Raw genomic sequence first — 25,144 nt, forward strand, 5'->3', positions numbered from 1 at the left:
TTACAGGCTTCGCTCAGGATGACACGTAGGCTATCTATTCCCGTACATTTTTTCGTAATACTTTTCGTAGTCGCCGCTGGTGATGTTGTCGAGCCATTCCTGGTTGTCGAGGTACCAGCGCACCGTCTTCTCGATGCCTTCTTCGAACTGCAGGGACGGTTCCCAGCCGAGTTCCTTCTGGAGCTTGGTGGAGTCGATGGCGTAGCGGGCGTCGTGGCCTAGGCGGTCCGTCACGTAGGTGATGAGGTTCATGTCCTCGCCTTCCGCGCGGCCGAGCAGCTTATCGACTGTCTTGATGACGACCTTGATGATGTCGATGTTCTTCCATTCGTTGAAACCGCCGATGTTGTAGGTTTCGGCAATTTTGCCGTTGTGGAAAATCACGTCGATGGCGCGAGCGTGGTCTTCTACGAAGAGCCAGTCGCGAACGTTCTCGCCCTTGCCGTAAACCGGGAGCGGCTTCTTGTGGCGGATGTTGTTGATGAACAGCGGAATCAACTTTTCGGGGAACTGGTACGGACCGTAGTTGTTGCTGCAGTTCGTGACAATCGTCGGCATGCCGTAGGTGTCGTGGAACGCGCGCACAAAGTGGTCGGAGCCCGCCTTGGATGCAGAATACGGAGAATGCGGCGTGTACTTTGTGGTCTCGTAGAAGAAGTCGTCGCCGTAGGCCAGGTGATGCTCGGAGCTGGAAGCCGTCGTGGTGAACGGGGGCGTAATGCCTTCCGGGTGGTTCATCTTGAGGGCGCCATAGACTTCGTCGGTAGAGATGTGGTAGAAGCGCTTGCCCTCGTACTTTTCGGGCAAGGATTCCCAGTAGAGCTTCGCAGCCTGAAGCAGGCTCAAAGTTCCCATGACGTTCGTCTTCGCAAACGTGAACGGGTCCTTGATGGAGCGGTCCACGTGGCTTTCTGCCGCGAGGTGGATGATACCGTCGACATGCTCATCCTGCATGAGCTTGTAGAACGCGTCAAAGTCGCAGATGTCCATCTTCACGAACTTGTAATTCGGCTTGTTCTCGATATCCTTGAGGTTCGCGAGGTTGCCCGCATAGGTAAGCTTATCGAGGTTGATAATCTTGTATTCCGGGTACTTGTTCACGAACAGGCGAACCACGTGGCTCCCGATAAAGCCTGCACCGCCGGTAATGACGATATTCTTCATAAAAACTCCAATTTTATGGAGCAAATATATTAAATCTGGCCTACGATATACTCGTACGGGTTCGCGAGAGTTTCCAAATCCACGGAAACAGAGGGAATTTGCCAGCGGAACCATGTCAGCTGGCGTTTCGCGTAGTTGCGGGTCTTGCGTTTGACCTCATCGACAACCCGCGCCACATCCGCAGGTGATGTCGCCTGCAGGAGTTCACGGTACCCGAGACTCTGCCATGCGGGAGCATCGAGCGGCACGTTCTTTGCAAGGCGGTGAACCTCATCGAGCCAGCCATCCGCCATCATCTTGTCCACGCGGGCATTGATGCGGGCGTACAGGTTTTCGCGCGAACGCTGGAGCCAGAAGACGGGAATCTGCCCGATACCGCCCTCGCGTTCCTTTTGCCAGTCCGAAAGCTTGCGGCCCGTCGCCTGCCACACTTCCAGTATGCGGATGATGCGCTGGGCGTTTTCCTTCTCGACTCCGGCCATCGCCTCGGGGTCTACTTCCTGCGCAGTTTTGAACAAACTATCAAGACCTTCGCAGACAGCTTTTTCTTCAAGGCCTGCACGCACACCCGGCTCTATCTTCGGGATTTTCGGGAGCCCGAGCATCAGCGACTGCAGGTAAAGTCCCGTACCGCCAACCGCAATGTAGTTCCTGCCGGGATTTGCTTCCAGCAGTTCGCGCACGTTCCTGCAAAAATCCCCCGCCGAAAAAGTTTCCCGCGGGTCAAGGAAGTTTACCATGTGGTGTTTCACCCGCTCCATTTCTGCAGGTGAAGGCTGTGCCGTCCCTATCGCGAAGCCCGTGTATATCTGGCGCGAATCCACCCCGATTATTTCGGCATCGAATCGTTCCGCGAGGTCGAGCGAAAGGCGCGACTTCCCTATTCCCGTGGCTCCGGCGATTGCAAAGAGGATTGGCATGCCCGCAATATAATTATATTTGGAGGGGATGAAAAACGCAAAGCATATAATCGCCATATTTATTGTTCTCGGGGTACTCGCTACGGCAGCCTACCTACTCCCCAAGAGCGATATCGAAAGTTTATGGGCGAAGAGCGATACTCCGGCAGAAGAAATTGCAGACACGACCGTTTCCGTACAGGACACCACGCCGTTTATCGACCGCATGAAGGCAGACATAGGCGTTATCCAGGCGCAGTTCTCCCGCCGGAAAAAGCGCGACGTGTGGACTCTCGGGAACGGAACCACGATTATCCGCTACCTGTTGCAGGCGAAGCGGTTCATCGACAAGAACAACGGGAAGGTCCTCTACATGGAGGAGCTTTTCAACGACAACGACGCGTTCCAGTCTGCAAACCTGGACGCGCTCTCCCCCGATGGCGATACGCTCCGGATAAACCTGCAAATATCACGCAACATATTCCGCGACAACGCATCGTACCTTTCAGTCTCGTTCCAGATAACCGGAGAAGCTTTCCAGCAAAAAAGAATTATGCCCGAAATCATCGCGGCGCTCAATTCGCTCGACTACCCCTACGACCTGCTGATAACCCCGTTCGACATGCCGAAGGGCTTCTACCCCGACCTGGACAAGATAAAGAACAAAGAACTCGTACTGTGGCTCCTCATGGAATCGAACAGCCTTGACAGCAGGCACAAGAACATGCGCGCCATCCGCAGTTACCTCACGGAAGACCAGATTTCAGAAATCATTGCGGACGCCAAGACGCTCGTACCCTCGGCAAACGGGATAGCCACGCGATTCGCCGACAAGGCAGTCGAACACAAGCCGCTGCTGCAGGCGGTACTCAACGCAGCGAAGGCACACCAGCTGTGGTTTGCTGACCTTTCGGGCAACAGCAAGTCCAAGGTTTCGGACGTCTGCCCCGAAGTGGGCATGAACTGCAAGATTATCACGCCCTACAACCCCTCGAACAGCAGCATTGACGACTTCGTCCACAAGAAACTCCGCGGGGCGGCAAGGAGCGGCATGGCGGCAATCATTCTCCCCCTCACGCTCGAGAGCGTCCAGAAAGTCAAGACATTGAAAGAAAAAACGACCGCGCAGGGTACCACGCTCATAAATTTATCTACCTTTATGAACACCAACAAGGAGTAGTTTCCATGACCGTAAAACTGGGTGTCAACGTAGACCACATCGCCACTATCCGTGAAGCACGCAAGATCCGTGAACCGGATCCGGTTGCCGCAGCGATTATTGCCGAACTCGCAGGCTGCAACGGCATTGTTGCCCACCTGCGCGAAGACAAGCGTCACATCCAGGACCGCGACCTCAAGCTTTTGCGCGGCACGGTTTCCACGAAACTCAACCTCCAGATTTCTACCAATCCCGAGATGGTGCAGTTCGCCATCAACGTGCAGCCCGATATGGTGACACTCGTACCCGAGAACAGCCAGGAAATCACGACCGAGGCGGGCATGAACGTCGCGGCAAAGATTGACGAGATTGCAAAAATCGTGATGACCCTCAAGAACAACGACATCGCGACATGCATCTTCATCGACCCCGAAACCGAGCAGGTGAAGGCATCGAAGAAGGTCGGTGCCGACTTCGTGGAATTCAGCACCGCAAGGTACGCCTCGGCTTGCGACCTCGGCAGCATCCAGGAAGTCAACCGCGAAATTTCCGCCATCCAGGACATGACCGTCCTTGCAAAGAAGTACGGCCTGCGCGTCAATGCAGGTCACGGTCTCAACTACAGGAACGTGGAAGCCATTGCAGCCATCGAGGGCATTGAAGAACTCAACATCGGCCACAGCATCGTGGCGAGGGCAGTTCTCGTGGGCCTTGAACGCGCCGTGAAGGAAATGCTTGACCTGCTCAGGCGTCAATAGTCACTAGTCATTGGTCTATAGTCATTAGTTATACGACCAACAACAAGAACTCAGTAATCGCTGTATTCTACATCCTGGAGCACAAGCCCCTGGGGAGGAGCCCAGGTACGTTCGCCCTTGAAATCCTTGGCGAATATCTTTTCCACCGTACCCAGCGGGTAACGCCCGCGGCCGATATCAAATAACGTACCAACCATCGCGCGGACCTGCCGGTGCAAAAATCGGTTGCCCCTGATGTGGAACATGCAGCTCCAGTCGTTCAGGCGTTCCAGGCGGAATTCCGTCAGCGTGCAGAGAGTGGACTTGCCGTCGTTACGGGGAATGCAGAAATCGATAAAGTCATGTTCGCCCAGGAAGGCCTTCGCCTCGCATTCCATTACATCCAAGTTAAGGTCAACGCTGCCGCATTCCCAGCCAAAGTCGCGCATCAGGGCTACGGGCCGTGTAAAGATGGTGTACTGGTAGTAACGCGAAAGCGCGTCGTAGCGGGAATGGAACTCGCTCGGGCACGCTTCAAGGTCACGTATGCGGATGAGTCTCTTGGTGAGGCCGTTTACAGAGCGGACCGTACGTACCGGGTCCAGTTCGCCGTCGAAATCGAAGTGGACGCACTGCCCGCGGGCATGCACGCCCGTATCCGTACGCCCGGAACCCACCACGCGGATAGGCGCGCGGAGAGCCGTAGTCAGGGCTTCCTCGAGAGTGGACTGCACCGTAACAAAGCGCGTCTTGCCCGCGCAGTTCTGTTCTTGCCAGCCGTAAAAGGCGCTTCCCAAGTATTCACAGCGGAAGCGGTAACGCATCTAGTTCCCCGATTCTAGGGATTCCTTGATAACGGCCTCGACCTGATCTTGCGGAATCTTCAACTGCGATGCGATTGCGGAAGCAGGGAACCCGCGGCGGGACATCTGCATGATCTTCGTCTTTTCCGTGAGTTCGCGGTCGAACCTGCTGGTCTTGAGGGGCGATTTCGCCTGCAAGGTCGGGTCGCCCGTCATGTTGTGGCTCTGCGCACGAATCTTCATGGTGCGGTCACGGGTCACGCCGCGCGGGGAGCGGAGCACGTCCGAAAGCGACTGCATGGCCGAGGTAATGCGTTCTTTCGCCGTAGGCCTGAGCTGCGGGCGCGGCGCATCGAGGTCGGTCGTCATAATCTTGTTCTCGGGCACGCCGTTCTCGTCCTCGAAAGCCATCTTGGGCAGTTCCTGCTGCTTTTCACGCTCGGCGAACTCGGACACTTCATCTATGATGGAACGCTTCTGCGGGCGGGGGCGCGCAATCGTCTCGTCGTCGAGCCCTCCCTTCGGTTCCTTGAAACGCTGTTCTTCCGCGGCCTTGATGGCCTCCATCTTCATGGTGAGGACCTTCTTCCTGTGCGCAAGGACGGCGAAAAGCAAGATAATGCAAAGGATAATCGCAGCGACGCCCCCCGCAATCCAGAGCATGGTCTCGCTGGAAACTCCCAGCGGGTTTTCCGCAGCGACGGGCACGGGTGCAGTCCTCATATCGCCCAGGGATTCCCAGGACTGTTCCAGTTCGGTGCGTATACTAAGCTGTAAATCGGGGTTCCCCTGAGCCTCGAACAGGGCTACCTGCAGGGAATCTATCCTGCTGCGGGCTTCCAGGTAGGATTCCGCATCAAAAGACGACTTAACCGCGGAAAAATCAAGGAGCAAATAGGCGCCAAGCCCTGCTGCCACGATAAACAAGACAACTGGAGCAATAAACTTCTTCATACGGCATATAATTTAGAAAATGAAGGCCGATTATTTCCAGGCAAAACGGCGAAATCGCCCCTTTTTGAAAAACGGGACGCTTCGCCCCGCTTTTTTACGGGTGGTGTGAAGTTCTCTACACTTTTTTGGAAAAAACACAAATTTAATGTCCACGACCTATTTTTTTTACTATCTTATAGTACAAGAACTCTTTGTTCTCCTCCTAACCCCAAAGAACACCCCGGCTTCGGTCGGGGTGTTTTGGTTTATAGTCCTTGTTTTTTGCGGGAAACTACGTGCGGAGAGCGCCGAACGACACAGCCCTGTCGCCGCCGTTCTCGAGTGCCGCCTTGAGGGCCACCTGCGCGTTGTAGATGAGGGTTCCCTCATCAATCGCGTGGTCGGGCATCACGGACACGCCAAGGCTCAGCTTGGTCGCGAGGATTCCGTCGCCGTAGGAAATCTGCAACTGAGAAATCTCGTTACGGATGCGTTCTGCGCGTTCAAGCGTAATCTTGCAATCGGCGCCGGGCAGAATCACGCACAGCACGTTACCGTCGAACCTGCAGGGGATATCTTCGGTACGGATGAACCCGGGCAGGCGCTGGCCCAGTTCCCAGAGCAGCTGCTCGAGAGCGTGGTTGCCCTTCTCGGTCTTGATGGCTTCGGCCGCATCGGGGTAAATCATGATTATCCCTATCGGGGTCGCATGGCGGTTTGCGGCAGCCACTTCGCGGCGCAGGGATTCTTCCATGTAGCGCCTGTTGAACAGCCCCGTAAGGTTGTCGCGGATGCTGTGCTGCTGGAACCGCAAGTTGAGGTTCTGGTTTGCCACGTAAAGCCCGAAGGTCGCGGCGACGATGCTCACCTTCGCCTTCCAGAATTCGAGAGAATCGCCCTCGGGGAACTTGTCCACCTGGACCGAGAGGATGCCGAAATGCTCCTCGAGGCCTTCAATCGGGGCGCAGAAGGAAACACCCTGCGGGTGGTGGTGCAGGTGGGTGCATCCGCCCGTAAATTCACCGGAGGTATAGTCGCTCACCACGACATCGCCCACGTTGTAGCTCGCGCATTCGCCCGGCATAATCACGTCATCACTGATAACGTAATCGCCGAACGAGAGAATCTTGTGGAGTTCGGTCTGCACGCCGCCGTACATGTAGAGGATGCCGGCTCCACCCGGGAACAGTTCGGGGAGCGACTTCTCGAGAGCCTCCACCACATCGGGGAACGGCCTGTTCTTGAGGATACGCTTGCAGAACGTGTTCCAGGCATCGAGCGGGAAGGCGTGCTGTACGGCATCCACCTGCTTGAGGGCCTCGGCTGCCGGAATCGCTTCGGGAGGGAGAATGCTGTCGAAAGGCTTCTTCTTTACGCTCGGGCCTTCAAAAGGCTGCGGTTCATCGCTCAGGGACGGGACAACGGGCACATACTCGGTTTTCGGGGATGCGTTGCGGGTCTCATTGAGGGCTTCGGTAAAGTTCGCTTCGGCTTCGGTGAACTTGCGCTTGCAATGGCTGTAGTACAGGAGGCCGAGAACCGCGCCCCAGGCTCCAATCAATACAAATTTCAGGTGCAGGGCCAAAGTCTTTTCGGGTACGAAATAGGCCGCGACGACACCGCCGACAAAAAATACAAGGCAAAGGAAATAAGAAAAGAAGCTCATACCATAAATTTATCAAAAGAAATATGTTTTCGTTCTCAAGTAAACGAAAATTTTATAAAAAAACGTGCTTTTAAGGTTCCTTTTTCTAAATTTGACACTATGACCATCCTCGAAAAAATCGCCTTAGCGTTACCCGCCGTAGAAAGTCCAGCCCGTTACATGGGCGGCGAGGCGAACAGCGTGGTAAAGGACCACAGCCAGATGCTCTGCCGCATGGCGTTCGTATTCCCGGACACCTACGAAATCGGGATGAGCAACAACGGCATCCGCATCCTGTACCACGTGATCAACCGCGAGAGCGACCTGCTTTGCGAAGTCTCGTTCGCGCCGTGGGACGACATGGCCCGCGAGATGGCGAAGTACGATATTCCGCTGTACAGCTACGCGACCTACACGCCGGTGCGTGATTTCGAAGTGGTGGGCATGACACTCCAAACGGAACTGAACTTCACGAACGTGCCCTACGTGCTGGAACTCGCCCGCATTCCCGCGTGGCAGAAGGACCGCAAGGAAGATGACCCCATCGTGGTTGCCGGCGGGCCCTCGATGGCGAACCCCGAGCCCGTCGCCGACTTCTTCGACGCGTTCATGATTGGCGACGGGGAGAAAGTCATGATTGACTTTCTGCGGTGCGTAGGCGAGGGCCGCAAGGCGGGCCTCAGTCGCGCCGAAATCCTTGCGAACCTATCAAAGATTGACGGCGTTTACGTGCCGAGCTTGCGCCCGGTAGTCACGAACGAATTCGGCGCGATTGTGCCGGCGGAACCTGCCGCCGGCGCCTACGCCACCACGAACGGGGTTCGCCGCCTGTTCATCCCGGTAATGGACCCGAAAGACTACCCGGTCAAAAACCTCATCGCCAACATGCAGCTGGTACACAACCGCTTCAGCGTGGAAGTCATGCGCGGCTGTGCGCAGGGTTGCCGTTTTTGCCAGGCGGGCATCTGGTACCGCCCGTGCCGCGAACTCAACCCGGACGATGTATTGGACATCGCGAAGGCGGGCATCCGCGCCACCGGCGAACGCGAACTCGGGCTTTTGAGCCTTTCTACCGCCGACTACAAGCCGGTGGAGGCACTCACCGACAGCATCATCGACGACCCGTTCTTCGATACGGTGGACGTGAGCCTCCCGAGCATCCGCGTGAACAGTTTCGGGCAGACGCTCGCCGGCAAGATTGCAGCCCTCAAGGGTGGCCGCAGCGCCACGTTCGCCCCCGAGACGGGCTCCGAGCGCATCCGCAAGATGATCAACAAGACCATCAGCGACCAGGACATGTACGATGCCGCCGAGCACGCGTTCAGCAGCGGGTTCAACAAGATTAAGTTGTACACAATGATAGGGTTCCCGACCGAGAACCTGGACGACATGCAGGCGTTCTGCGACCTCATCTTCAACCTCGTGAAAATCGGGCGCAAGTACAACCGCGGCATCCAGATTGCAGTCAGCATCGGCATCCTCATCCCGAAATCCTTTACCGCGCTCCAGTGGGCGCCCTACATGGACAAGGAAACCGCGCTCAAGCATATCCGCTTCGTGCGCGAAAAGTTCTTCAAGCACCCGAACGTGAAAATCAACTGGGCCAGCTGGGAAACGAGCTTCCTCGAGGCCATCTACAGCCGCGGCGACCGCTCGCTGGCTCCGGTCATCTACGAGGCCTACAAGCAGGGAATCATTTTCGAGAGCGACAGCTACCGGTTCGACTTTGCCAAGTGGGAAGCCGTCTGGCAAAAGATGGGCTACGACACCAGCTGGGTTTACCGCGAGCGCGAAAAGAGCGAAGTGTTCCCGTGGGACTTCATCCATGCGGGCACCACCAAGCAGTACCTGAGGCGCGAGTGGGAGAAGGCGTTCGACCCGAACAGCGCGCCCGTCCCCAACTGCAAGTGGGGCGATTGCCAGAAGTGCGGCATTCCCGGATTCGGCGACGAAATCAGGCTCGCCGACGACCCCGTGCGCCACAAGGCACCGAGCCGCACTCCCGAAGAAATCAAGAAGCTCGTCGCGGAACGCCGCCCGAAAAAGACGGAAAGTTTCAGCTACAAGATTACCTTCAAGAAGACCGGCCTCAGCCGCTTCCTGCCCCACCAGAACATGCTCAGCTTCTTCGAGCGCACGTTCCTGTGTGCGGGCATCCCCGTCAAGTTCAGCGAAGGCTTCAGCCCCAAACCGCGCATCTCGAACATGGGCGCGCTCCCGCTAGGGCTCGAGACGTACTGCGAAATCATCAGCGTGGACCTGCTGCAGAAGCTCGACATTTCGCCCGAGAACCTTCCCCGACTCATGGAACAGCTGAGCGCGCCGTTCCCGCGGGGCATGGAAATCGTGAACATCGAGCCGCTGAAGGAAAAGCTCAGCAAGCACTTCCCGAAGGCGATGGTTTACCGCCACACGCCCGAAAGCATCCCCGCCGACCTGATAGAGCGGTTCAACGCGAAGGCGCTCCCCGTCGTGAAGAACCACCGCGGGCAGGAAATCGATTTGAACGAGCACGTGCTCGGCATCGAGAACAGGGACGGAGCCCTTTTCGTGAAAGTGAAGTGCAACGACCAGGGCTGTACGGCGAGCCCGTTCGTAATCTACGCGGGCCTCCTCGGGTTCGAAATCGACCCCGCCAAGCTCGACGAGGTTTCCAGGCGGTTCCTGATTGCGAAAGTCAGCATGGAAATCTAGTCATTAGTAGTTGGCCACTAGTCAATAGTAAAAAAAGGCCATTGACCAATGACTATTGACTGTTGACCTTATAAATTGTATAGACAAGAACCTGGATATAGTTTATATTTCAAGTAGCAAATCAAATTTCCACAAGGAGTATGGTAAAATGAAGAAGATTTTCCTCGCAGCCCTCACGGCTATGGCACTCTGCAGCTACAGCTACGCCCAGGACGACGAAGACGAATACGAAGAAGACGAAGCCCCGGCGGCCGCCGCCCCCGCTCCGGCACCTGCCGCATCTGAAAGCAGCAGCGCACCCGCCGCAGCCCCCGCCCAGTCCGGTGCAGGCTTCATGGGTCTCGGTCTTGACATCCAGGAAACCTTCGGCGGTGCAACGAACCAGTTCTACCTGACGTTCAAGATTGCCCCGAACATGGAACTTTCCGCTATCTTGGGCCTGTACCACCACGGTGAAACCTCTACTGAATACAAGAACGGAGGTGAAGCAGATGGTGGCGATGATGCTACCGCTATCGCACTCGGTGTCGGTTTTGACTTCTTCGCAGCCCAGATGCTCCTCCCCATCTCCCTCGGTGGCGAGCTCATCATGAACCACTTCGGCGAAGACAACAACCGCTTTGACCTGAACCTCCTCGCAGGCTTCCGCGCCAACCTGGTTGCTAACCTCTACCTCACCGGTAAGGTCGGTCTCGCGTTCCAGTACTACTCCTGGGAAGACGCTAACGCCGACTACGGCCGTATCGACGTCGGCTTCAAGACCGGCGTGCTCCTCCACTGGTTCTTCATGTAATCTCTAGAGGGATACAAAAATTCAAGCCGCTCCAATCGGGGCGGCTTCTTTTTTTAGGAGGGATCCCCGCCTACGCGGGGATGACGACAATATTACGCGGGGATGAATACAATAAAAGTGACCGCTACTCTGCGGGTAGGATAATCTCGATGTGGCTCGTGCTCACGTTGAGGAAGTGCGTGCGGAACAGGTCCTTGTCGTTCCTGTCGCTGACCTTCACCTGGGTCACGGCGATGAAGTCCTTGTTCTCGCGGATATAGTCGGTAAGGCGTTCGTCACGGAGCGTGTCGATTTCACCTGTAATGATAAAGCTGTCTGTCCAAATCTTTACTAGCATAGCCTAAATATAAAGTTTTTTCGGGAAATAAGTGAAATTTCTAAAAAAATTTAGTTCAATTTCGTATTTTGCAACATATATTATAGTAAAACAGCAAAAAGGACCCTTTTTATGGCTAAGAAGAAACTCTCCCCCGCACCGGGCCAGATGGCATACCTGAACAAGGAATTCATGGAAAGCGACGCAGGCCGCCCTCTCCGCATACTTTCGGAATTTTACGAGCCCCAGCAGGTGTTCGAGCAGGAAGAAATCAAGAACAGCATCGTTTTCTTCGGTTCGGCACGCACGCTCCCGCCCGACGAAATCAAGAAGCGCCGCAAGGGCTGCAAGGACAAGAAGGAACTCGCCCGCCTCGCAAGGCTCGAGAAGGTGGCGGAATCGTACAACGCCGCCCGTGAACTCGGGCAGAGGCTCGGCAAGTGGGCGAACAAGCGCCACCAGGGCTACGCCATCATGACGGGCGGCGGCCCCGGCATCATGGAAGCGGGCAACCGCGGTGCAACCGACGTGGGTACGCCCTCCATCGGCCTCAACATCAAGCTCCCGTTCGAGCAGCACCCGAACCCCTACCTCGACGACGCATTGAACCTGCAGTTCCGCTACTTCTTTATCCGCAAGTACTGGTTCCTGAAGAAGGCCCGCGCGCTCGTGGTGTTCCCCGGCGGTTTCGGCACGCTCGACGAGATGTTCGAGATGCTCACGCTTATCCAGACCGACAAGTACGCGCAGCAGCTGCCGGTGGTGATTTTCGATTCCAAGTTCTGGAAGAAGGCGGTGAACTGGGAGTACTTCGCCGAGACCGGAATGATCAACCCGGAAGACCTCAAGCTCTTCAAGTTCTGCGACACCGTGGACGAAGCTTACGACTATATTACGGGCGTGCTCGACAAGCAAGAAGAGGAGTGGACGCTCCTTACCTGGAACCGCGAAATCAAGAAGAAATAGTCCGGCCCGCGTCCCGGTAAAAACCTATATTTGGGCGCCAAACAGGAAGGCTTGATTATGATGCTCCGGAACTTTCTCGCTGAATCGCTCGACCGTATTTCCCGCAATCTTGCGCTGCGCCCGCAGTACACGATGCAGGAATACCAGAGGTGGTTCGACCAGAATCCGGAGTTTTTGCACAACGGCGCGATGGAAAAAATCGAGCTCCTTGAGCCGCTCACGCTCGAGGGCACGAACAACCTGTACAGGGCGAACTTCTGGATACAGCACCCAAACGACGAGCGCCGTTATGGCGAGCGCGAAATCGTGGTGAAGATATGCAAGTTCTGGGCCACGCCGGGCAAGAACAGGCTCCACCGCCTGAATATGCTCCTGAGCGCATTCCAGGACGAAATCCGCATCAACAACCTGATACGCGCGACAAACATCGAGGGTGTGGTGCAGAGCTTTGGCGGGGGCATTGCCGGAAGGCACCCCTACCTGAAGATGGAGTTCATCAAGGGCTGTTCGCTCGACCGCCTGTTCGACACGAATCTTACCGACGACGAGATATTGAAGCGCGTCGCCCAGATTGCCTACCTCGCGAATACGATTAGCCAGCTGCACTACTACCAGGTGGTGCACAAGGACCTGAAGCCGAAGAACCTGCTGTTGTGCCAGAACCCGTTGCACAAGAACAACCACAAGATACTTATCTGCGACTTCGGCTACGCGCAGGCGAAACTCCGCGAGACGGTGAACGAATACGGCGGGCAGCTCACCCCGTGCTACAGCGCGCCCGAGCAGGCCATAATGGGAGAAAACCTCTCCTACTCCGTAGACTACTTCAGCTTCGGCATCATCGTGCACGAGTTCCTTACGGGCTACAAGCTGTTCCCGAAGGCGATGGACATCTTTATCGAGGACGGCCACAAGATTACGGACCGCTACCTCGAATACCTGAAGACCGGGCGCGAGAACCGTTTCAATGACAGCAGGTTCCCCGAACTTGCGCAATGGATAGACAGCCTCACGCTCTTCGACAGTTTCGAGCGCATGCAGAACTGCCCGAACCTTTTCGACATAGCCCACAAGCTCCGCGAACGCGTGAACGCGCAGGGCTACCGCGACGTGAATACCGACTTTTTGTGGAATCAACTTGGTGAATACGGGAAACGGTAATATGGACAAGTTTGTCAGGGATTGCAAGAAGTTTATCAAGAGACTCAGGGTACACCACTACATCGCATTCGCAGTGGTGCTCGGCATCGGCGTGTTCAATGCCGTCACGGCGCTTTCGCCCATGATAAGCCAGAAAGAACTCGAGAGCAACATCGAGAAGTCGTTCGAGAAATGGTGGGCCGAGGAAGGCGCCGCACAGTTCAGGACCGTAGGGCTCAGTGACGACGAAAAGACCAAGATGCAGGAATTCGTGCAGTACCGCGACAGGATTATCTCTGCGGGCAAGGGTTTCGATATCGACGAGCGCAAGAAGGCCATGAGGACGGAGTTCCGCGAATGGTGGGAAATCGGCGGCGGGAAGGAGCAGTACACCCGCGAGCACGGGAAATACCCCACCGAAAGGGAATTCGAGCGCGAATGCTACAAGTATATCAAGAACTACACCGACAAGTTCCTGCGGTACAACATGGCGTATGTGCCCAAGGACGGCGAACTCGAGCGCCTTACCACAAGCTGGCTGTTGTTCCCGAGTTTTGCGAGCTACCTGCTTTTTGCAATACTCTTCCTGTTTGCGTACGTGAGACTGTGCGAGCGCTGGGGCGTGCCCATTACCGCAGGGTTCTTCCTGTTGCTTGCCGTCACCGGCGGCCCGATTGTCGGAGTGTTTACCGACATGAGCCTCTTTAGCCACGCGAACGCGGAACGCTACATGGGCGCAAGTATCGCGCTCGCCTTTATGCTGGGCGCCACGGCGTTCGACCACAACAAGGACGACGAGCCCGCAATCGTGCGCGGGATAGCCGTTATGGGGTTCATGCTCGACGTCATCGTGAACGTGTTCGTGAACCCGAGCATTTCCACCGCGACGGCGGTCGCTTCGTTCCCCGCATTCGGCCTGGGCGCCCTCGCCGGCAACAAGATGCCCAAACGCAGGAAGAGTTCCTCGGAACTGCGCAAGGATGCCCTCGAAACCCGCATGAAGCAGACTGCCCAGAGGAACATTACCGCAGAGCGCCGTGTCAAGACGCGCATGCAGATGGATACCGGGTTCAGCGAGGCGCAGAAGGGCCACTACGATGCGGCAAAAATCAACCTGTGCCAGGCAATGACGGGCATGCTGCAGGAACACCCGCTCGATACCGAAGGCCTGAAGAAACTCGCAGAACGCATGGTGAGCCCGAACCTGTTTATCGACGTCCCGAGCACGCAGTGGCTGGAATGGGGCGATACGGCAAGGTCGCGCATGTGCTACGAAGCGGCTCTCGAACTGCTCGAAAAAGGGCTCAAGCTCGAGAAAGACGCGAAGATTGCAAGGCGCGCGCTGTTCACCATCGGCGAGATACGCATCAACCGCAAGATTGAACCCGAAGAAGGCGTAAAGCGCCTGCAGAAGGTCGTCGAGATGGACGGCGAAGACCTGCTTGCAAAGCAGGCGAAGCGGATGCTGGAAAAAGCGGGCGTTTAAAAAAGACATTCCCGGCCTAGCCGGGGATGTCTTTATTTTCGCGGGGGCGACAAGAGGGCCTATTTCTCGTTGGCGAGGTAGGCCTTCCAGGTCGTGGAAAGGAGCGTTTCCAGATCGCTGTACTGCGCCTTCCAGCCAAGAATCTCCAGGGCCTTCGCAGGGTTAGCCACAAGCGATGCCGGGTCGCCCGGGCGGCGCTCCACGATGCGGTACGGGCACTTGCGTCCGCTCACCTTCTCTGCCATGTGGATGACGTCGAGCACGGAACTCCCCTGCTGCACGCCGAGGTTCACTATGAGGCTCTTGTTGTTCTTCTGCAGGTAGTCGAACGCCATCCCGTGACCAATCGCGAGGTCGTTCACGTGGATGTAGTCGCGCACGCCCGTGCCATCGGGCGTATCGTAGTCGTTACCGAACACGAGCAGTTCCTTGCGCTTGCCGAGAATCGCTTCCATCACCACCGGGATGAGGTTCGCCGGGTTCTTCTCGAGCCCGCAGAGGCGGCCCTTCACGTCGTAGCCCGCGGCGTTAAAATAGCGGAGAGCCGCAAACTTGATTCCACGCAGCTTATCGTACCACTTGAGGAACCCTTCGATGGCGAGTTTCGTGTAGCCGTAGTAGTTCTCGGGCTCGGTCGGGTGCTTTTCGTCGACCGGCTGGTACTTCGGGGCGCCGTAGGTGGCCGCGGAACTCGAGAACACAAAGTACTTCACGCCGGCAGCGGAGGCGGCGTTCAGGATGTTGATGGAACCCGTGATGTTGTTCACGCTGTACTTTTCGGGGTTAATCATCGACTCGCCGGCGGCCTTGAAGGCGGCCAGGTGCACGAGGCCCTCGGGCTTGAAATCATTCAGGAACTTGCCAATCTCTTCGGGGTGCAGAATGTCGCCCTTCACGAAGCCCGCCTCGGGGAACAGGTTCTGCTCGAGACCGCTGCTGAGGTTGTCAAAAACGCAGACTTCGTGCCCGCGGTCAAGGAGTTCACGCGTCGTGTGGGATCCAATGTAGCCGGCACCGCCGATAACTGCAATCTTCATGTCTTTTCCTTTTCTAATTGACCGCTCGCGCGGACTCGGCAAAGCAGGACTTCGCCTTCGTTTATAAAATTAGCATTCCGTCGCCGTAGCTGAACAGTTTCATCTTGTTCTCTACCGCCATTTTATAGGCTTCGAGCGTATTCTCGCGGCCGTAAAATGCGGACACAAGCAAGATGAGTGAACTCTTGGGCCAGTGGAAGTTCGTGAGGAGCCCGTCCACAATCTTGTAACGGTAACCCGGGTAAAAGAATGCGTGCGTCACGCCCGACTGGGCCTTCACAATCCCGTTCGCATCGGCAATCGTCTCCACGACGCGCGTGCTCGTGGTACCCACGGCAACGATGCGCCCGCCTTCGCGTTTCGCCTTGTTGATTATCTCCGCGTTTTCCTTCGTGAGTTCGTAATGCTCGCCGTGCATCTTGTGCTGGGTGAAGTCCTCGACCGAGATGTTCTGGAACGTGCCCGGCCCTACGTGCAAGGTGACCTCGGCAACGTACACGCCTTTCGCCTTGAGGTCAGCAAGCATCTGCTCGCTAAAGTGCAGGCTTGCCGTAGGGGCGGCAACGGCACCCGAATACTTCGCGAAAATAGTCTGGTAGGCCTTCTTGTCGTCCTCGTCATCGGGGCGGTTTATGTACGGCGGCAGCGGCACGTGGCCCTCGCGGTTCATCACGGCCTCGAGTTCCACGGGGGTCGTCGCGAAGCGGAGCACGCGGGCGCCGTCCTCGTGAATTTCCTCGACCGTCGCCTTCACGCCGGCAATCTCGAGTTCGCGCCCGATCTTGAAGGCCTTGCCCGGGCGGACCTGCGCCTCGTAGCGGGCGTCGCCGTTCTCTGCCGGGATGAGCGACTGCACAAGGAGGGTTTCCACCTCTCCGCCGTGCAGCGTGTGACCGTAAAGACGCGCGGGAATCACCTTCGTGTTGTTTACCACCAGGCAGTCGCCGGGGCGGAATAGCTCCACAATTTCGGGAGCCTTCATGATGCGGCGCTCGCCGCCATCCTTGGGGCAATGCAGAATACGTGTTTTGCCCTTACCCGCCGTGCGGGTAGCAATCAGTTCCTTCGGAAATTCGAAGGTATAGTCCGAAAGGTTATGTTCCATCTTTACTTTGCCTGCATGGATGCCAGCGCATCCTTGAGCATCTTGACAACATCAGCCTTGAGCGATTCCGGCTTAAGGATTTTCACGTTCGGGGAAACGCCCAGGAGCCACGTCTTGAAATCCGGCGTAATGCGGATTTTCAGGTCCACAATCATGTTCTTGTTCTTGTCCATGCGGAGGCTTGCCTGCGGATGGAAACTTGACTTCGCGAACTGCGTCTGGAGCCACTTGGATTCCGGGCCAATCAGGAGCGAGACATCCTGCGGCTTGCTCGTATCGGTGTACTTGCCGAACGCATACTGGTAATGAATGGCCGGGTCAAAATGCATCGGCCGCACGCTCTCGTTCGTAACATTCAGGCTCACGATGTTTTCGAACATGTAGTTCTTGAAAACCTGCGTTTCCTCATACGTATCGTCGGCTGCAATCAGGTACAGCGTGTCCATGCGCATAATGACCTTCACCGGGCTCACCACGATTTCGTCAGATTCCTCCGCACGTGCAGAATACTTGTAGTTGATGCGGATCTTGAACCCATCGCGAATGGCCTTCAGCACCTTGTTCACCATGCTATCTACGATATGGTTGTCGCAGAACGGGCCGTAATCGAGAATGTAGTTCGGGTCAAGCGTAACCGCCTCGGCCTTGAATTCATCCGGGTCGGTCGTCGAGAGCATATCGATAATCTTGTCGACTACCTTGCGGTTCTTGACATCGGCCGGATTAGATTCCGAAAAAGTCTTCTTGAGTTTTTCAAGTTTCTTGACAATGTCCTGGTTGAAATTCGCTGCCTCTTCGGTCTGGATCACATAGCGGGTTTCGCCTTCCGCCTTTATCTTGTGCAGGCCACAGTTTTCCGCCATGATAATCTCGATGTGGCGGAACATGGTACGCTCGCTGCAATTAAGCGCTTCTGCCAGTTGCTTAATCGACATCGGGTTTCTCAGCTTGGCTTTCACCCGGTTAATTTTTTCGTATCCTGATCCTGATGTCATGAGTACTCCTTTCTAATTATTCTACAACCCTAAGCCTATTCTCGACAGATGTCGAAAAAGCCTTCTTCATCGCATTGACAAACGCAAACTGTTTCTGTATCGACGAATGCACGCGCCCCTCGAGCAGGTAGTGGTCATCTACGTACGAGACCTTGATTTTCGCGCCCTGGAATCGCGGATTCAGGGAATAAGCCCTTTCCATGTCTTCGCAGATATCGCTATTTTGCAAATTCGACTCCGGTACAGCGACCATGGAAAAAGCGAGGTCCTGAACGCCTGGAATTTCGGCAATGCGATTTTCTAAATCCTTCGGGCGCGTACTTTCAAAACAGAACAGCGAAACACGCACCTTGCCCTGCGACACATCCACGCTGTAGTTAAACACATTGCGCCCGAACGATTCCAGGAGCGTGTACACCCTGTTTTCGATGTGAGCATCCGTAATGCCCGGTTCCGGAATGATTTTCGTAAAGTCGACACACCCGCGTATGCGCGGCATGCTGTTGATGCAGGCCTGCAACGTACGCTTTACCTGGAAACTGCGTACGAGTCCATCCAAGTAGACGATTCCCTGCCCCACCGTTACCGACACGCGGCGCATGTCGTCCGGGAAAAGCTGGCGCAACCTGTTCTGCACAATTTCGGACAACCTGTCGTTCGGAATATTCTGTGCATTTTCGGGCAGGGTAATGAACAGCACCGAGGCATCCTCGAGCAACACGGCGAGTTTATCCTTGCTACCGTCCGTCACGAGCCCCACAGCGACACCGAACTGGTTACGTATGGCGTGGAAAACGTGATCGCCCAAAAGCGTCTGCGCACTCTGGGCCGGCAACAGGCGGTAACCTTCCGGCGACTTTTCATCTATCTCGTGGACACGTTCGAGTTCTATCTTCTTGTCGGGGCCGCCATCGTAATTCATGACGACGACCTCCTTGTCGGCTGTCTGGAAAATGCTCTTGACAATGCCCGGCTTGGGTGCGCCCCTGAAGTACAGCCAGTTACCCGCCGCAATGCGGCTATTCCCGTAGACCTTCGTGTAGTCGCCCGCATCGGCGGGGTGCGAGAAGGCAAACTCGTTCGAGAAGGCGACAAACGCCGACTGGCACTGTCCGCACACACAAAGCAACGGGATGCGGGGTTTCATGCCCCCGTAGGTAGAATACGGCTCGCGCGCAAATACCCCATGCTCCATTACCTTGCGGCAACGGCAGCAGAACAACTGCTGGGATATAATCCTATGGGGAAAGAGATTGCGCATTGTTTAGACGAAAGACGAAAGAGGAAAGACGAAAGAGGACTCTACTTCATGAGCGGGAGGGCGACGTCAATGCGGCGGAGCACTTCTTCCTTGCCGATGATTTCGAACATTTCCCAGAGGCCGGGACCTGCGGTCACGCCAGAGACAGCGAGACGCGGTGCACCGACGAGTTCACCTACCTTGTGGCCGCAACGTTCAGCGAGGTCGTAGAAACCCTTCTCGATGACAGGCGTCTTGAAGTCTTCGATGGAAGCGAGCATGTTGCGCACAAGCGTCGCCACTTCCTTGGAGCCTTCGCCAAAGTGCTTCTTCGCACCCTTTTCGTCGTAGGTGGTCGGAGCAACAAAGAAGTACACGGCCATGTCGGCCAAATCCTGCACAAAGTGGGCACGCGGCTTCAGCTGCTTCACAATTTCGTCGAGGCGAGCTTCCGGTTCCTTCGAGAGGTCGATACCCTTCGCAGCCAAGCCTTCCTTCATGATTCCCTTGAGGAATGCGTCGTCGCACAGGTGGATGTGCTGACCGTTCATCCACTGCAACTTCTTTTCGTCGAAGCTTGCGGACTTCGGGTTGATGCGTTCGAGCGTAAAGCTTTCCACCATTTCCTTGATGGTCATGACTTCGCGGTCGTCGCCCGGGTTCCAGCCCAGGAGAGCGAGGTAGTTCACGAGAGTCTCCGGCAGGTAACCGAGGTCGCGGAAATCGCCCACGGAGGCGGCACCCTTGCGCTTAGAAAGCTTGCCGCCATTCTTGTCGAGAATCACCGGCAGGTGGCACCATACGGGCGGCTGCCAGCCGAAAGCCTTGTACAAGAGTTCGTGCTTGGGCGTGGAGCTAATCCATTCGTCGCCGCGGAGCACGTGGGTCGTTCCCATCAGGTGATCGTCCACGACGCTTGCAAAGTGGTAAGTCGGGTAACCATCGCGCTTGATGAGTACGAGGTCGTCCAGGAGTTCGTTCTGGTAGCTGATGTGGCCGCGAATCATGTCGTCGAATTCGGTGACGCCCGTTTCAGGCACCTTGAAGCGAATGACAGCCTTTTCGCCAGCGGCAATGCGGGCCTCGGCCTCTTCGCGGGTAATGTTACGGCAGTGGCGGTCGTAACCGGTGACCGGCACATGGCTCTTTTCCTGTTCGGCGCGGACTTCCTGCAGGCGTTCTTCAGTGCAGAAGCAGTAGTAGGCGCAGCCGGCGTCCAGGAGCTTCTTGATTTCGCGGTGGTAAATGTCCAGGCGTTCGCTCTGGAAATACGGACCGCAGTCGCCTTCACATCCCGGGCCTTCGTCCCACTGGAGTCCCAACCACTTTAGGTCGCGCATCAGGTCGTGCAGCGCAGTCTCGTTGTAACGCTTGCGGTCGGTATCCTCGATACGCAGGTAGAACGTGCCACCCATGTGCTTTGCAAAGAAGTAGTTGTAAATAGCGGTGCGGGCGCCGCCCACATGCAGGTAGCCCGTGGGGCTCGGGGCAAAACGCACGCGGACAGGACGGGTAGCAGAATTTTCGCTCATATATTCCTCTTAAAAAATTCAAATATCCCGCGCAACCCTGCGCAGGAGTTTTCCGTGTCAAAAAATAGCAATTTATGGAGCGGAGTTTGCAATGCCCCATGCGTTCCGCAGCCAAATCAGCGCGGTTGCAAAGCAGGCCAGTTCATTGACTGGTTCAAGTAGGTGAGGCGCGTCCAGGTATCGTCGCGGAAGCAGCCGCCCACCATGAGTTCGTCGAGTTTGCCCGTAAAACCGCCCACCTGGAAATCGGTCAGGGAATCGCGAGAACCGTCCCAGTCCGTTTTTTCCGGTGAACCAGAAACCTTTGCGTCGTTCACGTAGAACACAATCTGTTCCTGCGCGCGACTGCTGAACGCCACATAAGTCCACTCGCCCGCCTTGATTCCGTCCGCACCCGAAGTCCAGGAAACCTTGTAGCTTGCGGTATCGGCGCTATCCGCAGGATCCGTCACATGATATATTTCCACGACAAAACCCTTTTCGGGAACATAGAGCAGCGCATATTCCTTTGGCTTCTCGAAGATGGTCTGTTCCTTGTCGAGCGCATCAAGTTCTACCCATGTCGAGAAGCAGAAATAACCTTTCACGTCAAAAACGAGGTTTACCTTGTGCGAAGTATCTGCGATAGCAGAATTCTCGGCGACAATAACATCGCCTTCATCAAGTTCCACTCCCCTGCCCACAACACCGTCGGCAGCCACGGCCCCTGTCGGCAGACCTTCGAAGTAGCCCTTTTCCGCTCCATCGTCCACAGGTGCAAGGCCGCTATCGAAATGCCACACCAAAGAATAGCTGCGGTTCGTGGGGAACACATCCTTCGCGTAAGCGGGGTCCATCGTGTTGTCAAAATGGAGTTCCAGGGAATCTGAAACATTCAGCGAATCGACACTCACCCAGAACACGGCCTCCTTGGCAGAAGCGTCAAAGTAAGTCTGCGTAATGGGGAGTTTCTTGCTGCGGTTCCCGTCCTGCGAAACGCGCACGGCTTCCCAGCGGCCGTTCACCACCTCCGCGGAATCGAAAACAATTTCATTTTCTGTCAAGCGGATAGCCAACGGGAAATCGCTCACGACGGTGCCGAGCGAATCGATTCCTTCGGGGAGTGCGAGCGGAGCTTTCAATGTGTACGTCACCGAATCGCCCCAAACTGTCGTTTTGTTTGGTTGTACCGCAATATCTTCAAAACCTACCGGGAACAAATTGTCCATGTAAATGAGAAGATCGAACGTATCTGCCGGGAGGCTATCGACCACGATTTTCCCGTTCTGCACAGAAACCCTTCTGCGAATTGTCGTCCCGATGACGATGGCCTCGCCACCCTGGTTTTCGCGGAACTCGTCCGATACGAGAAACTTGACCGTACCCGGACCTTGCAAAGTGTCATTTACAGCAAGGGGCTCATCCTCTTCGGCGCTCAAGTTCTGCAACAGGAGCATCTGGCCCGATTCCTGGTGGAAAGCCTCGAGAGAAAAATTACCCGACGGGATGGAGTCAAATTCATAGTTTCCGTTTTCATCCGTTTCGGTTTCGAACGCGGAAGGCAGGACCTGTTCAGCCTCGCTTGCGGCAATGATGTTGTAGTTGCCCGGCACGCACTGAACCTTCGCATATGCGGCCGGCTTGCCGTCGTCCAACATCAAGATACCCGCGAGTTCCGGGGAACCCGTCTCGGCGCTGTTGCCCGCCACATCGTCGTTCGAACACGCCGAAAGGAGCGCCGCCGCACACGCGAGGGCACACCAAAGACGACAGTGCGCAATCCATTGTCCGTTTCTCATCTTCACCAATATAAATATAATTCCAATTTGGCTCCTGCGCACGATTCCCCAAAACTTGCCGTTGCCCGCAGACAACGGCTTTTTTGTGAAAAAAACGTGTTTTTTTGTTAAAAACGCAACTTTTCGCCGATTCTTGATGTATATTGAGGGTATGCAAGCCCAGCCACAGCCCCTCAGACTTTCAGAGATTACTATTTCGAACCTGCGTTCCATCCAGCGGCAGACGTTCCCGCTCAGCGGGATTACCGCGCTTATCGGCTACAACAACGCGGGCAAGACGAATATATTGATGGGCATCCGCTGGCTCCTGTCGAAATTTTCGCTCGACATCTCGTTCTTCGACGACCCGAACCAGCCCGTAGAAGTGGAAGGACTCTTCGAGGGGATTTCCGAAACGGTGCTCAACCGCCTCGGCGAAGAGAAGGCCGCCGAAATTACCCCGTTCCTGAACAACGGCTCCATGCGCGTAAAGAAGGTGCAGCGCGTTCCCGGCGAAGTTCCCGAGAACGTGGAACTGTGGGCATTTGTGCCCACGAACCGCAAGACGGAACGCCGCAAGGACTGGGTCCGCTGTTCCGACGCCTTCCGGCACGCATTCCGCAGGCTTTTCCCCGAGCCCATCGCCATCTGGGATTTCGAGGGCAACCAGGCGTTCACCAAGCTTTTGCACGAAATATTCAAGCCGCTCGAAAGGCGCTTCGGCGGGGAATTCAACGACATCCTGAGCAAGTTCAGCGACATGCTGAGCCCGGGCGGCGAAAACCAAGCCGCCGAAATCCAGAGCTTCGACCGCGACGTGAACGAGAAACTGAAGCCGCTGTTCCCGAGCGTGCGCGTGGAACTCGACATTCCCATTCCCACGCTGGAAACCTTCCTCAAGAACGCAACCCTCAAGGTGATTGACGAGGACGACGGTTTCGAGCGCGATATAAACCGCATGGGAGCGGGGAGCCAGCGCGCCATACAGATGGCACTCGTGCGCTACCTCGCCGAAATCAAGAAGCACCACAACAACCATTACCTGAGCCGCACCATGCTGCTCATCGACTCGCCGGAACTGTACCTGCACCCGCAAGCGGTAGAACTCATACGCGTCGCCCTCAAGAACCTCTCGAACGAGGGCTACCAGGTGATATACGCGACACATTCCGCGCAGATGGTCACGAGCGAAGACGTGAGCACGTCGCTACTCATCCGCAAGAACAAGGAACGCGGCACCTACATGCGCAAGCGAATGGAAGATGCCGTGCACCAGGTTATCCAGGATGCGCCGAGCCAGCTGCAGATGCTGTTCAGCCTAAGCAACAGCAACGAACTGCTTTTCGCCGACTACGTGCTTTTGACCGAAGGCAAGACGGAATGGCGCGTGCTGCCCGCACTCTTCGAACGCCTGACGGGGCAAAGTTTCGCCCTCATCAAATGTGCACTCGTGCGCCAGGGAGGCGTGAGCAATACCCGCAAGAGCATGCAGGTGCTTTCGGCGATGGACATGCCCGTGCGCGCCATCGTGGACCTGGACTACGCCTTCACTACGGCCACCCGCGACGGATTCCTGGAGCCGAACGACCCCGACATAAGGTACTGCACGAACCTGTTCCGCGAACTCGCGTTCCACAACCACCTGCGGCTCGTGAACGGAAGGCCCGTGAGCAAGCACAGTAACATCTCCGCATCGAAGGCATACGCCATGATGGCCGCCATGCCCGAGGCGGAGACACCCATCAAGAGCATCCACATGAAGCTGCGCCAGCAGGGAATATGGGTATGGACGAAGGGCGCCATCGAAGAACATCTCGGGCTCGAGGCCAAGAACGAGACCGCATGGAGCAACTTCATCGAGCGCTGCAAGGGGCAGAACTTCGTCAAGAACCTCCCCGACTACGAGGGCATTGAGGCGCTCTGCCAGTGGATTATCGACGGAAGTCGGGAAGTGTAATGAAGTCGCGGTGAAGTTGCTTGTCGCCGTACTTGTCTTCGGTGCCTTCTTGCAACTCTTCGGCAGTATAGCCGCTTGACACGCGTTGCAGGCAAACAACGCGCGCCGTATCGTCGTAGGTAAAGTGGATGCGGAAAGTGCGGTAGGCCAGCACTCCCGTATGTGCGGATTCGTCAACGGTCAAGCGCCGGCGAGTGCTGTCGAAAACACCCTTCGAAAAATTCCCGCGGGAAAGTTGCACCCGTGCAAAACTTTCCAGATCAAAATCGCTGCGTTCCGCAATCCAGCGGTTCTGTGCATCGAAGGGGGCGTCGGCAAGTACCGTCCACAAGTCGCCTTCCTGTTCCTCGACCCAGCCAGCCTTCGCATCCGGGAAGGCATCCGCCATCGGGATATACGGCTTGATGTCGAGCACCGGAGTGCCGTTCAGCAAATCCGCTTCGTCTACATACAAAGTAAGGCCATCAATTTTCAAAAGGCGTACGCAACTGAGCCCGATAGGGTTCGGACGGTAAGGGCTACGGCTCGCAAAGGTGCCTACGCGATCCTTCCCCTTGGGCGGTACCGGCGGGCGCGTCGTCGGGCGCCATCCCACGTTCTCGTGGAACTGGAATATGACCCAGATGCGTTCGAAACCATCCAGGTCGCGGAGCGCCATCTCGAAGTTCTGCCCCGCATTCAGTTCAATGCGGCCCGGATGCCCTGCAAACAGACGCCCCTGCCGAGGAGCCTCGTACTTGTAGACGGCATCGCCGAAAAATGTACCTATCGGGCTGACTTGCATGC

The 25,144-nt window shown here is 56.2% G+C and carries 21 protein-coding genes; 8 read left to right on the forward strand and 13 right to left on the reverse strand.

Features of this window, described 5'->3' with window-relative positions:
• Window positions 1-30: 30 nt before the first annotated feature.
• Both BUA44_RS04685 and miaA read right to left on the reverse strand, forming a co-directional pair.
• On the reverse strand, window positions 31-1,164 hold the full coding sequence (locus tag BUA44_RS04685) for a dTDP-glucose 4,6-dehydratase (protein ID WP_072809142.1): 1,134 nt from the start codon (window positions 1,162-1,164) through the stop codon (window positions 31-33).
• 29 nt (window positions 1,165-1,193) lie between these two features.
• Window positions 1,194-2,084, reverse strand: a complete 891-nt coding sequence (gene miaA, locus BUA44_RS04690; RefSeq protein WP_072809144.1) for a tRNA (adenosine(37)-N6)-dimethylallyltransferase MiaA — start codon at window positions 2,082-2,084, stop codon at window positions 1,194-1,196.
• Window positions 2,085-2,112: 28 nt separating this feature from the next.
• Between miaA and BUA44_RS04695 the strand changes: the two genes are divergently transcribed.
• Both BUA44_RS04695 and BUA44_RS04700 read left to right on the forward strand, forming a co-directional pair.
• Window positions 2,113-3,243 carry a divergent polysaccharide deacetylase family protein gene (locus tag BUA44_RS04695; RefSeq protein ID WP_072809146.1) on the forward strand — a complete coding sequence of 377 codons (1,131 nt, stop codon included), beginning with the start codon at window positions 2,113-2,115 and terminating at the stop codon, window positions 3,241-3,243.
• 5 nt (window positions 3,244-3,248) lie between these two features.
• Window positions 3,249-3,980 (forward strand): pyridoxine 5'-phosphate synthase, encoded by a 732-nt coding sequence (locus BUA44_RS04700; RefSeq protein WP_072809148.1) that lies wholly within the window; start codon window positions 3,249-3,251, stop codon window positions 3,978-3,980.
• A gap of 50 nt (window positions 3,981-4,030) precedes the next feature.
• Here BUA44_RS04700 and truA read toward each other — a convergent pair whose 3' ends face one another.
• The 3 genes from truA to BUA44_RS04715 all read right to left on the reverse strand — a co-directional run bounded on the left by truA (window position 4,031) and on the right by BUA44_RS04715 (window position 7,361).
• Window positions 4,031-4,783, reverse strand: a complete 753-nt coding sequence (truA, locus tag BUA44_RS04705) for a tRNA pseudouridine(38-40) synthase TruA (protein ID WP_072809150.1) — start codon at window positions 4,781-4,783, stop codon at window positions 4,031-4,033.
• On the reverse strand, window positions 4,784-5,716 hold the full coding sequence (locus tag BUA44_RS04710) for a hypothetical protein (RefSeq protein ID WP_072809152.1): 933 nt from the start codon (window positions 5,714-5,716) through the stop codon (window positions 4,784-4,786).
• 271 nt (window positions 5,717-5,987) lie between these two features.
• On the reverse strand, window positions 5,988-7,361 hold the full coding sequence (locus tag BUA44_RS04715) for a GGDEF domain-containing protein (protein WP_072809154.1): 1,374 nt from the start codon (window positions 7,359-7,361) through the stop codon (window positions 5,988-5,990).
• A gap of 99 nt (window positions 7,362-7,460) precedes the next feature.
• Between BUA44_RS04715 and BUA44_RS04720 the strand changes: the two genes are divergently transcribed.
• Window positions 7,461-10,034 (forward strand): TIGR03960 family B12-binding radical SAM protein, encoded by a 2,574-nt coding sequence (locus tag BUA44_RS04720; RefSeq protein WP_072809156.1) that lies wholly within the window; start codon window positions 7,461-7,463, stop codon window positions 10,032-10,034.
• Window positions 10,035-10,182: 148 nt separating this feature from the next.
• Window positions 10,183-10,827: a hypothetical protein gene (locus BUA44_RS15575; RefSeq protein ID WP_072809158.1), complete on the forward strand. Its 645-nt coding sequence runs from the start codon at window positions 10,183-10,185 to the stop codon at window positions 10,825-10,827.
• A 124-nt stretch (window positions 10,828-10,951) separates the two neighbouring features.
• On the opposite strand, the gene BUA44_RS04730 is transcribed toward BUA44_RS15575, so the two are convergent.
• Window positions 10,952-11,164 (reverse strand): DUF6812 domain-containing protein, encoded by a 213-nt coding sequence (locus BUA44_RS04730; RefSeq protein ID WP_072809161.1) that lies wholly within the window; start codon window positions 11,162-11,164, stop codon window positions 10,952-10,954.
• A 111-nt stretch (window positions 11,165-11,275) separates the two neighbouring features.
• Between BUA44_RS04730 and BUA44_RS04735 the strand changes: the two genes are divergently transcribed.
• Genes BUA44_RS04735 through BUA44_RS04745 form a run of 3 tightly spaced genes read left to right on the forward strand, consistent with a single transcriptional unit; the run spans window position 11,276 to window position 14,735 of the window.
• Window positions 11,276-12,109 carry an LOG family protein gene (locus tag BUA44_RS04735; RefSeq protein ID WP_072809163.1) on the forward strand — a complete coding sequence of 278 codons (834 nt, stop codon included), beginning with the start codon at window positions 11,276-11,278 and terminating at the stop codon, window positions 12,107-12,109.
• A gap of 57 nt (window positions 12,110-12,166) precedes the next feature.
• On the forward strand, window positions 12,167-13,270 hold the full coding sequence (locus BUA44_RS04740; protein WP_254794579.1) for a protein kinase domain-containing protein: 1,104 nt from the start codon (window positions 12,167-12,169) through the stop codon (window positions 13,268-13,270).
• A 1-nt stretch (window position 13,271) separates the two neighbouring features.
• On the forward strand, window positions 13,272-14,735 hold the full coding sequence (locus tag BUA44_RS04745; RefSeq protein ID WP_072809165.1) for a hypothetical protein: 1,464 nt from the start codon (window positions 13,272-13,274) through the stop codon (window positions 14,733-14,735).
• 59 nt (window positions 14,736-14,794) lie between these two features.
• On the opposite strand, the gene galE is transcribed toward BUA44_RS04745, so the two are convergent.
• The 6 genes from galE to BUA44_RS04775 all read right to left on the reverse strand — a co-directional run bounded on the left by galE (window position 14,795) and on the right by BUA44_RS04775 (window position 22,422).
• Entirely contained in the window at window positions 14,795-15,772 is a 978-nt protein-coding gene (gene galE, locus BUA44_RS04750) for a UDP-glucose 4-epimerase GalE (RefSeq protein ID WP_072809167.1), read from the reverse strand.
• Window positions 15,773-15,833: 61 nt separating this feature from the next.
• A complete protein-coding gene (gene queA, locus BUA44_RS04755) occupies window positions 15,834-16,877 on the reverse strand; it encodes a tRNA preQ1(34) S-adenosylmethionine ribosyltransferase-isomerase QueA (protein WP_072809170.1) in 1,044 nt (347 codons plus the stop codon).
• A 2-nt stretch (window positions 16,878-16,879) separates the two neighbouring features.
• Window positions 16,880-17,812: a helix-turn-helix transcriptional regulator gene (locus BUA44_RS04760; RefSeq protein WP_255370462.1), complete on the reverse strand. Its 933-nt coding sequence runs from the start codon at window positions 17,810-17,812 to the stop codon at window positions 16,880-16,882.
• Window positions 17,813-17,888: 76 nt separating this feature from the next.
• Window positions 17,889-19,019, reverse strand: a complete 1,131-nt coding sequence (locus tag BUA44_RS04765; protein WP_139258645.1) for a BON domain-containing protein — start codon at window positions 19,017-19,019, stop codon at window positions 17,889-17,891.
• Window positions 19,020-19,174: 155 nt separating this feature from the next.
• Window positions 19,175-20,644 carry a glutamate--tRNA ligase gene (gltX, locus tag BUA44_RS04770; RefSeq protein ID WP_072809176.1) on the reverse strand — a complete coding sequence of 490 codons (1,470 nt, stop codon included), beginning with the start codon at window positions 20,642-20,644 and terminating at the stop codon, window positions 19,175-19,177.
• 116 nt (window positions 20,645-20,760) lie between these two features.
• The gene (locus BUA44_RS04775; protein ID WP_072809641.1) at window positions 20,761-22,422 is read right to left on the reverse strand and encodes a LamG-like jellyroll fold domain-containing protein; all 1,662 of its coding nucleotides are present in this window, start codon (window positions 22,420-22,422) and stop codon (window positions 20,761-20,763) included.
• Between the two features lie 151 nt (window positions 22,423-22,573).
• On the opposite strand from BUA44_RS04775, the gene BUA44_RS04780 reads away from it, so the two are divergent.
• Window positions 22,574-24,358 carry an ATP-dependent nuclease gene (locus tag BUA44_RS04780; RefSeq protein WP_072809643.1) on the forward strand — a complete coding sequence of 595 codons (1,785 nt, stop codon included), beginning with the start codon at window positions 22,574-22,576 and terminating at the stop codon, window positions 24,356-24,358.
• On the opposite strand, the gene tsaA is transcribed toward BUA44_RS04780, so the two are convergent.
• Window positions 24,333-25,142: a tRNA (N6-threonylcarbamoyladenosine(37)-N6)-methyltransferase TrmO gene (gene tsaA / locus BUA44_RS04785; RefSeq protein WP_072809178.1), complete on the reverse strand. Its 810-nt coding sequence runs from the start codon at window positions 25,140-25,142 to the stop codon at window positions 24,333-24,335. The two genes, BUA44_RS04780 and tsaA, sit on opposite strands and share 26 nt — an antisense overlap.
• Window positions 25,143-25,144: the final 2 nt, after the last annotated feature.

This window comes from Fibrobacter sp. UWR3 (genome assembly GCF_900143055.1).
In the GTDB taxonomy this organism is placed as follows: Bacteria; Fibrobacterota; Fibrobacteria; order Fibrobacterales; family Fibrobacteraceae; genus Fibrobacter.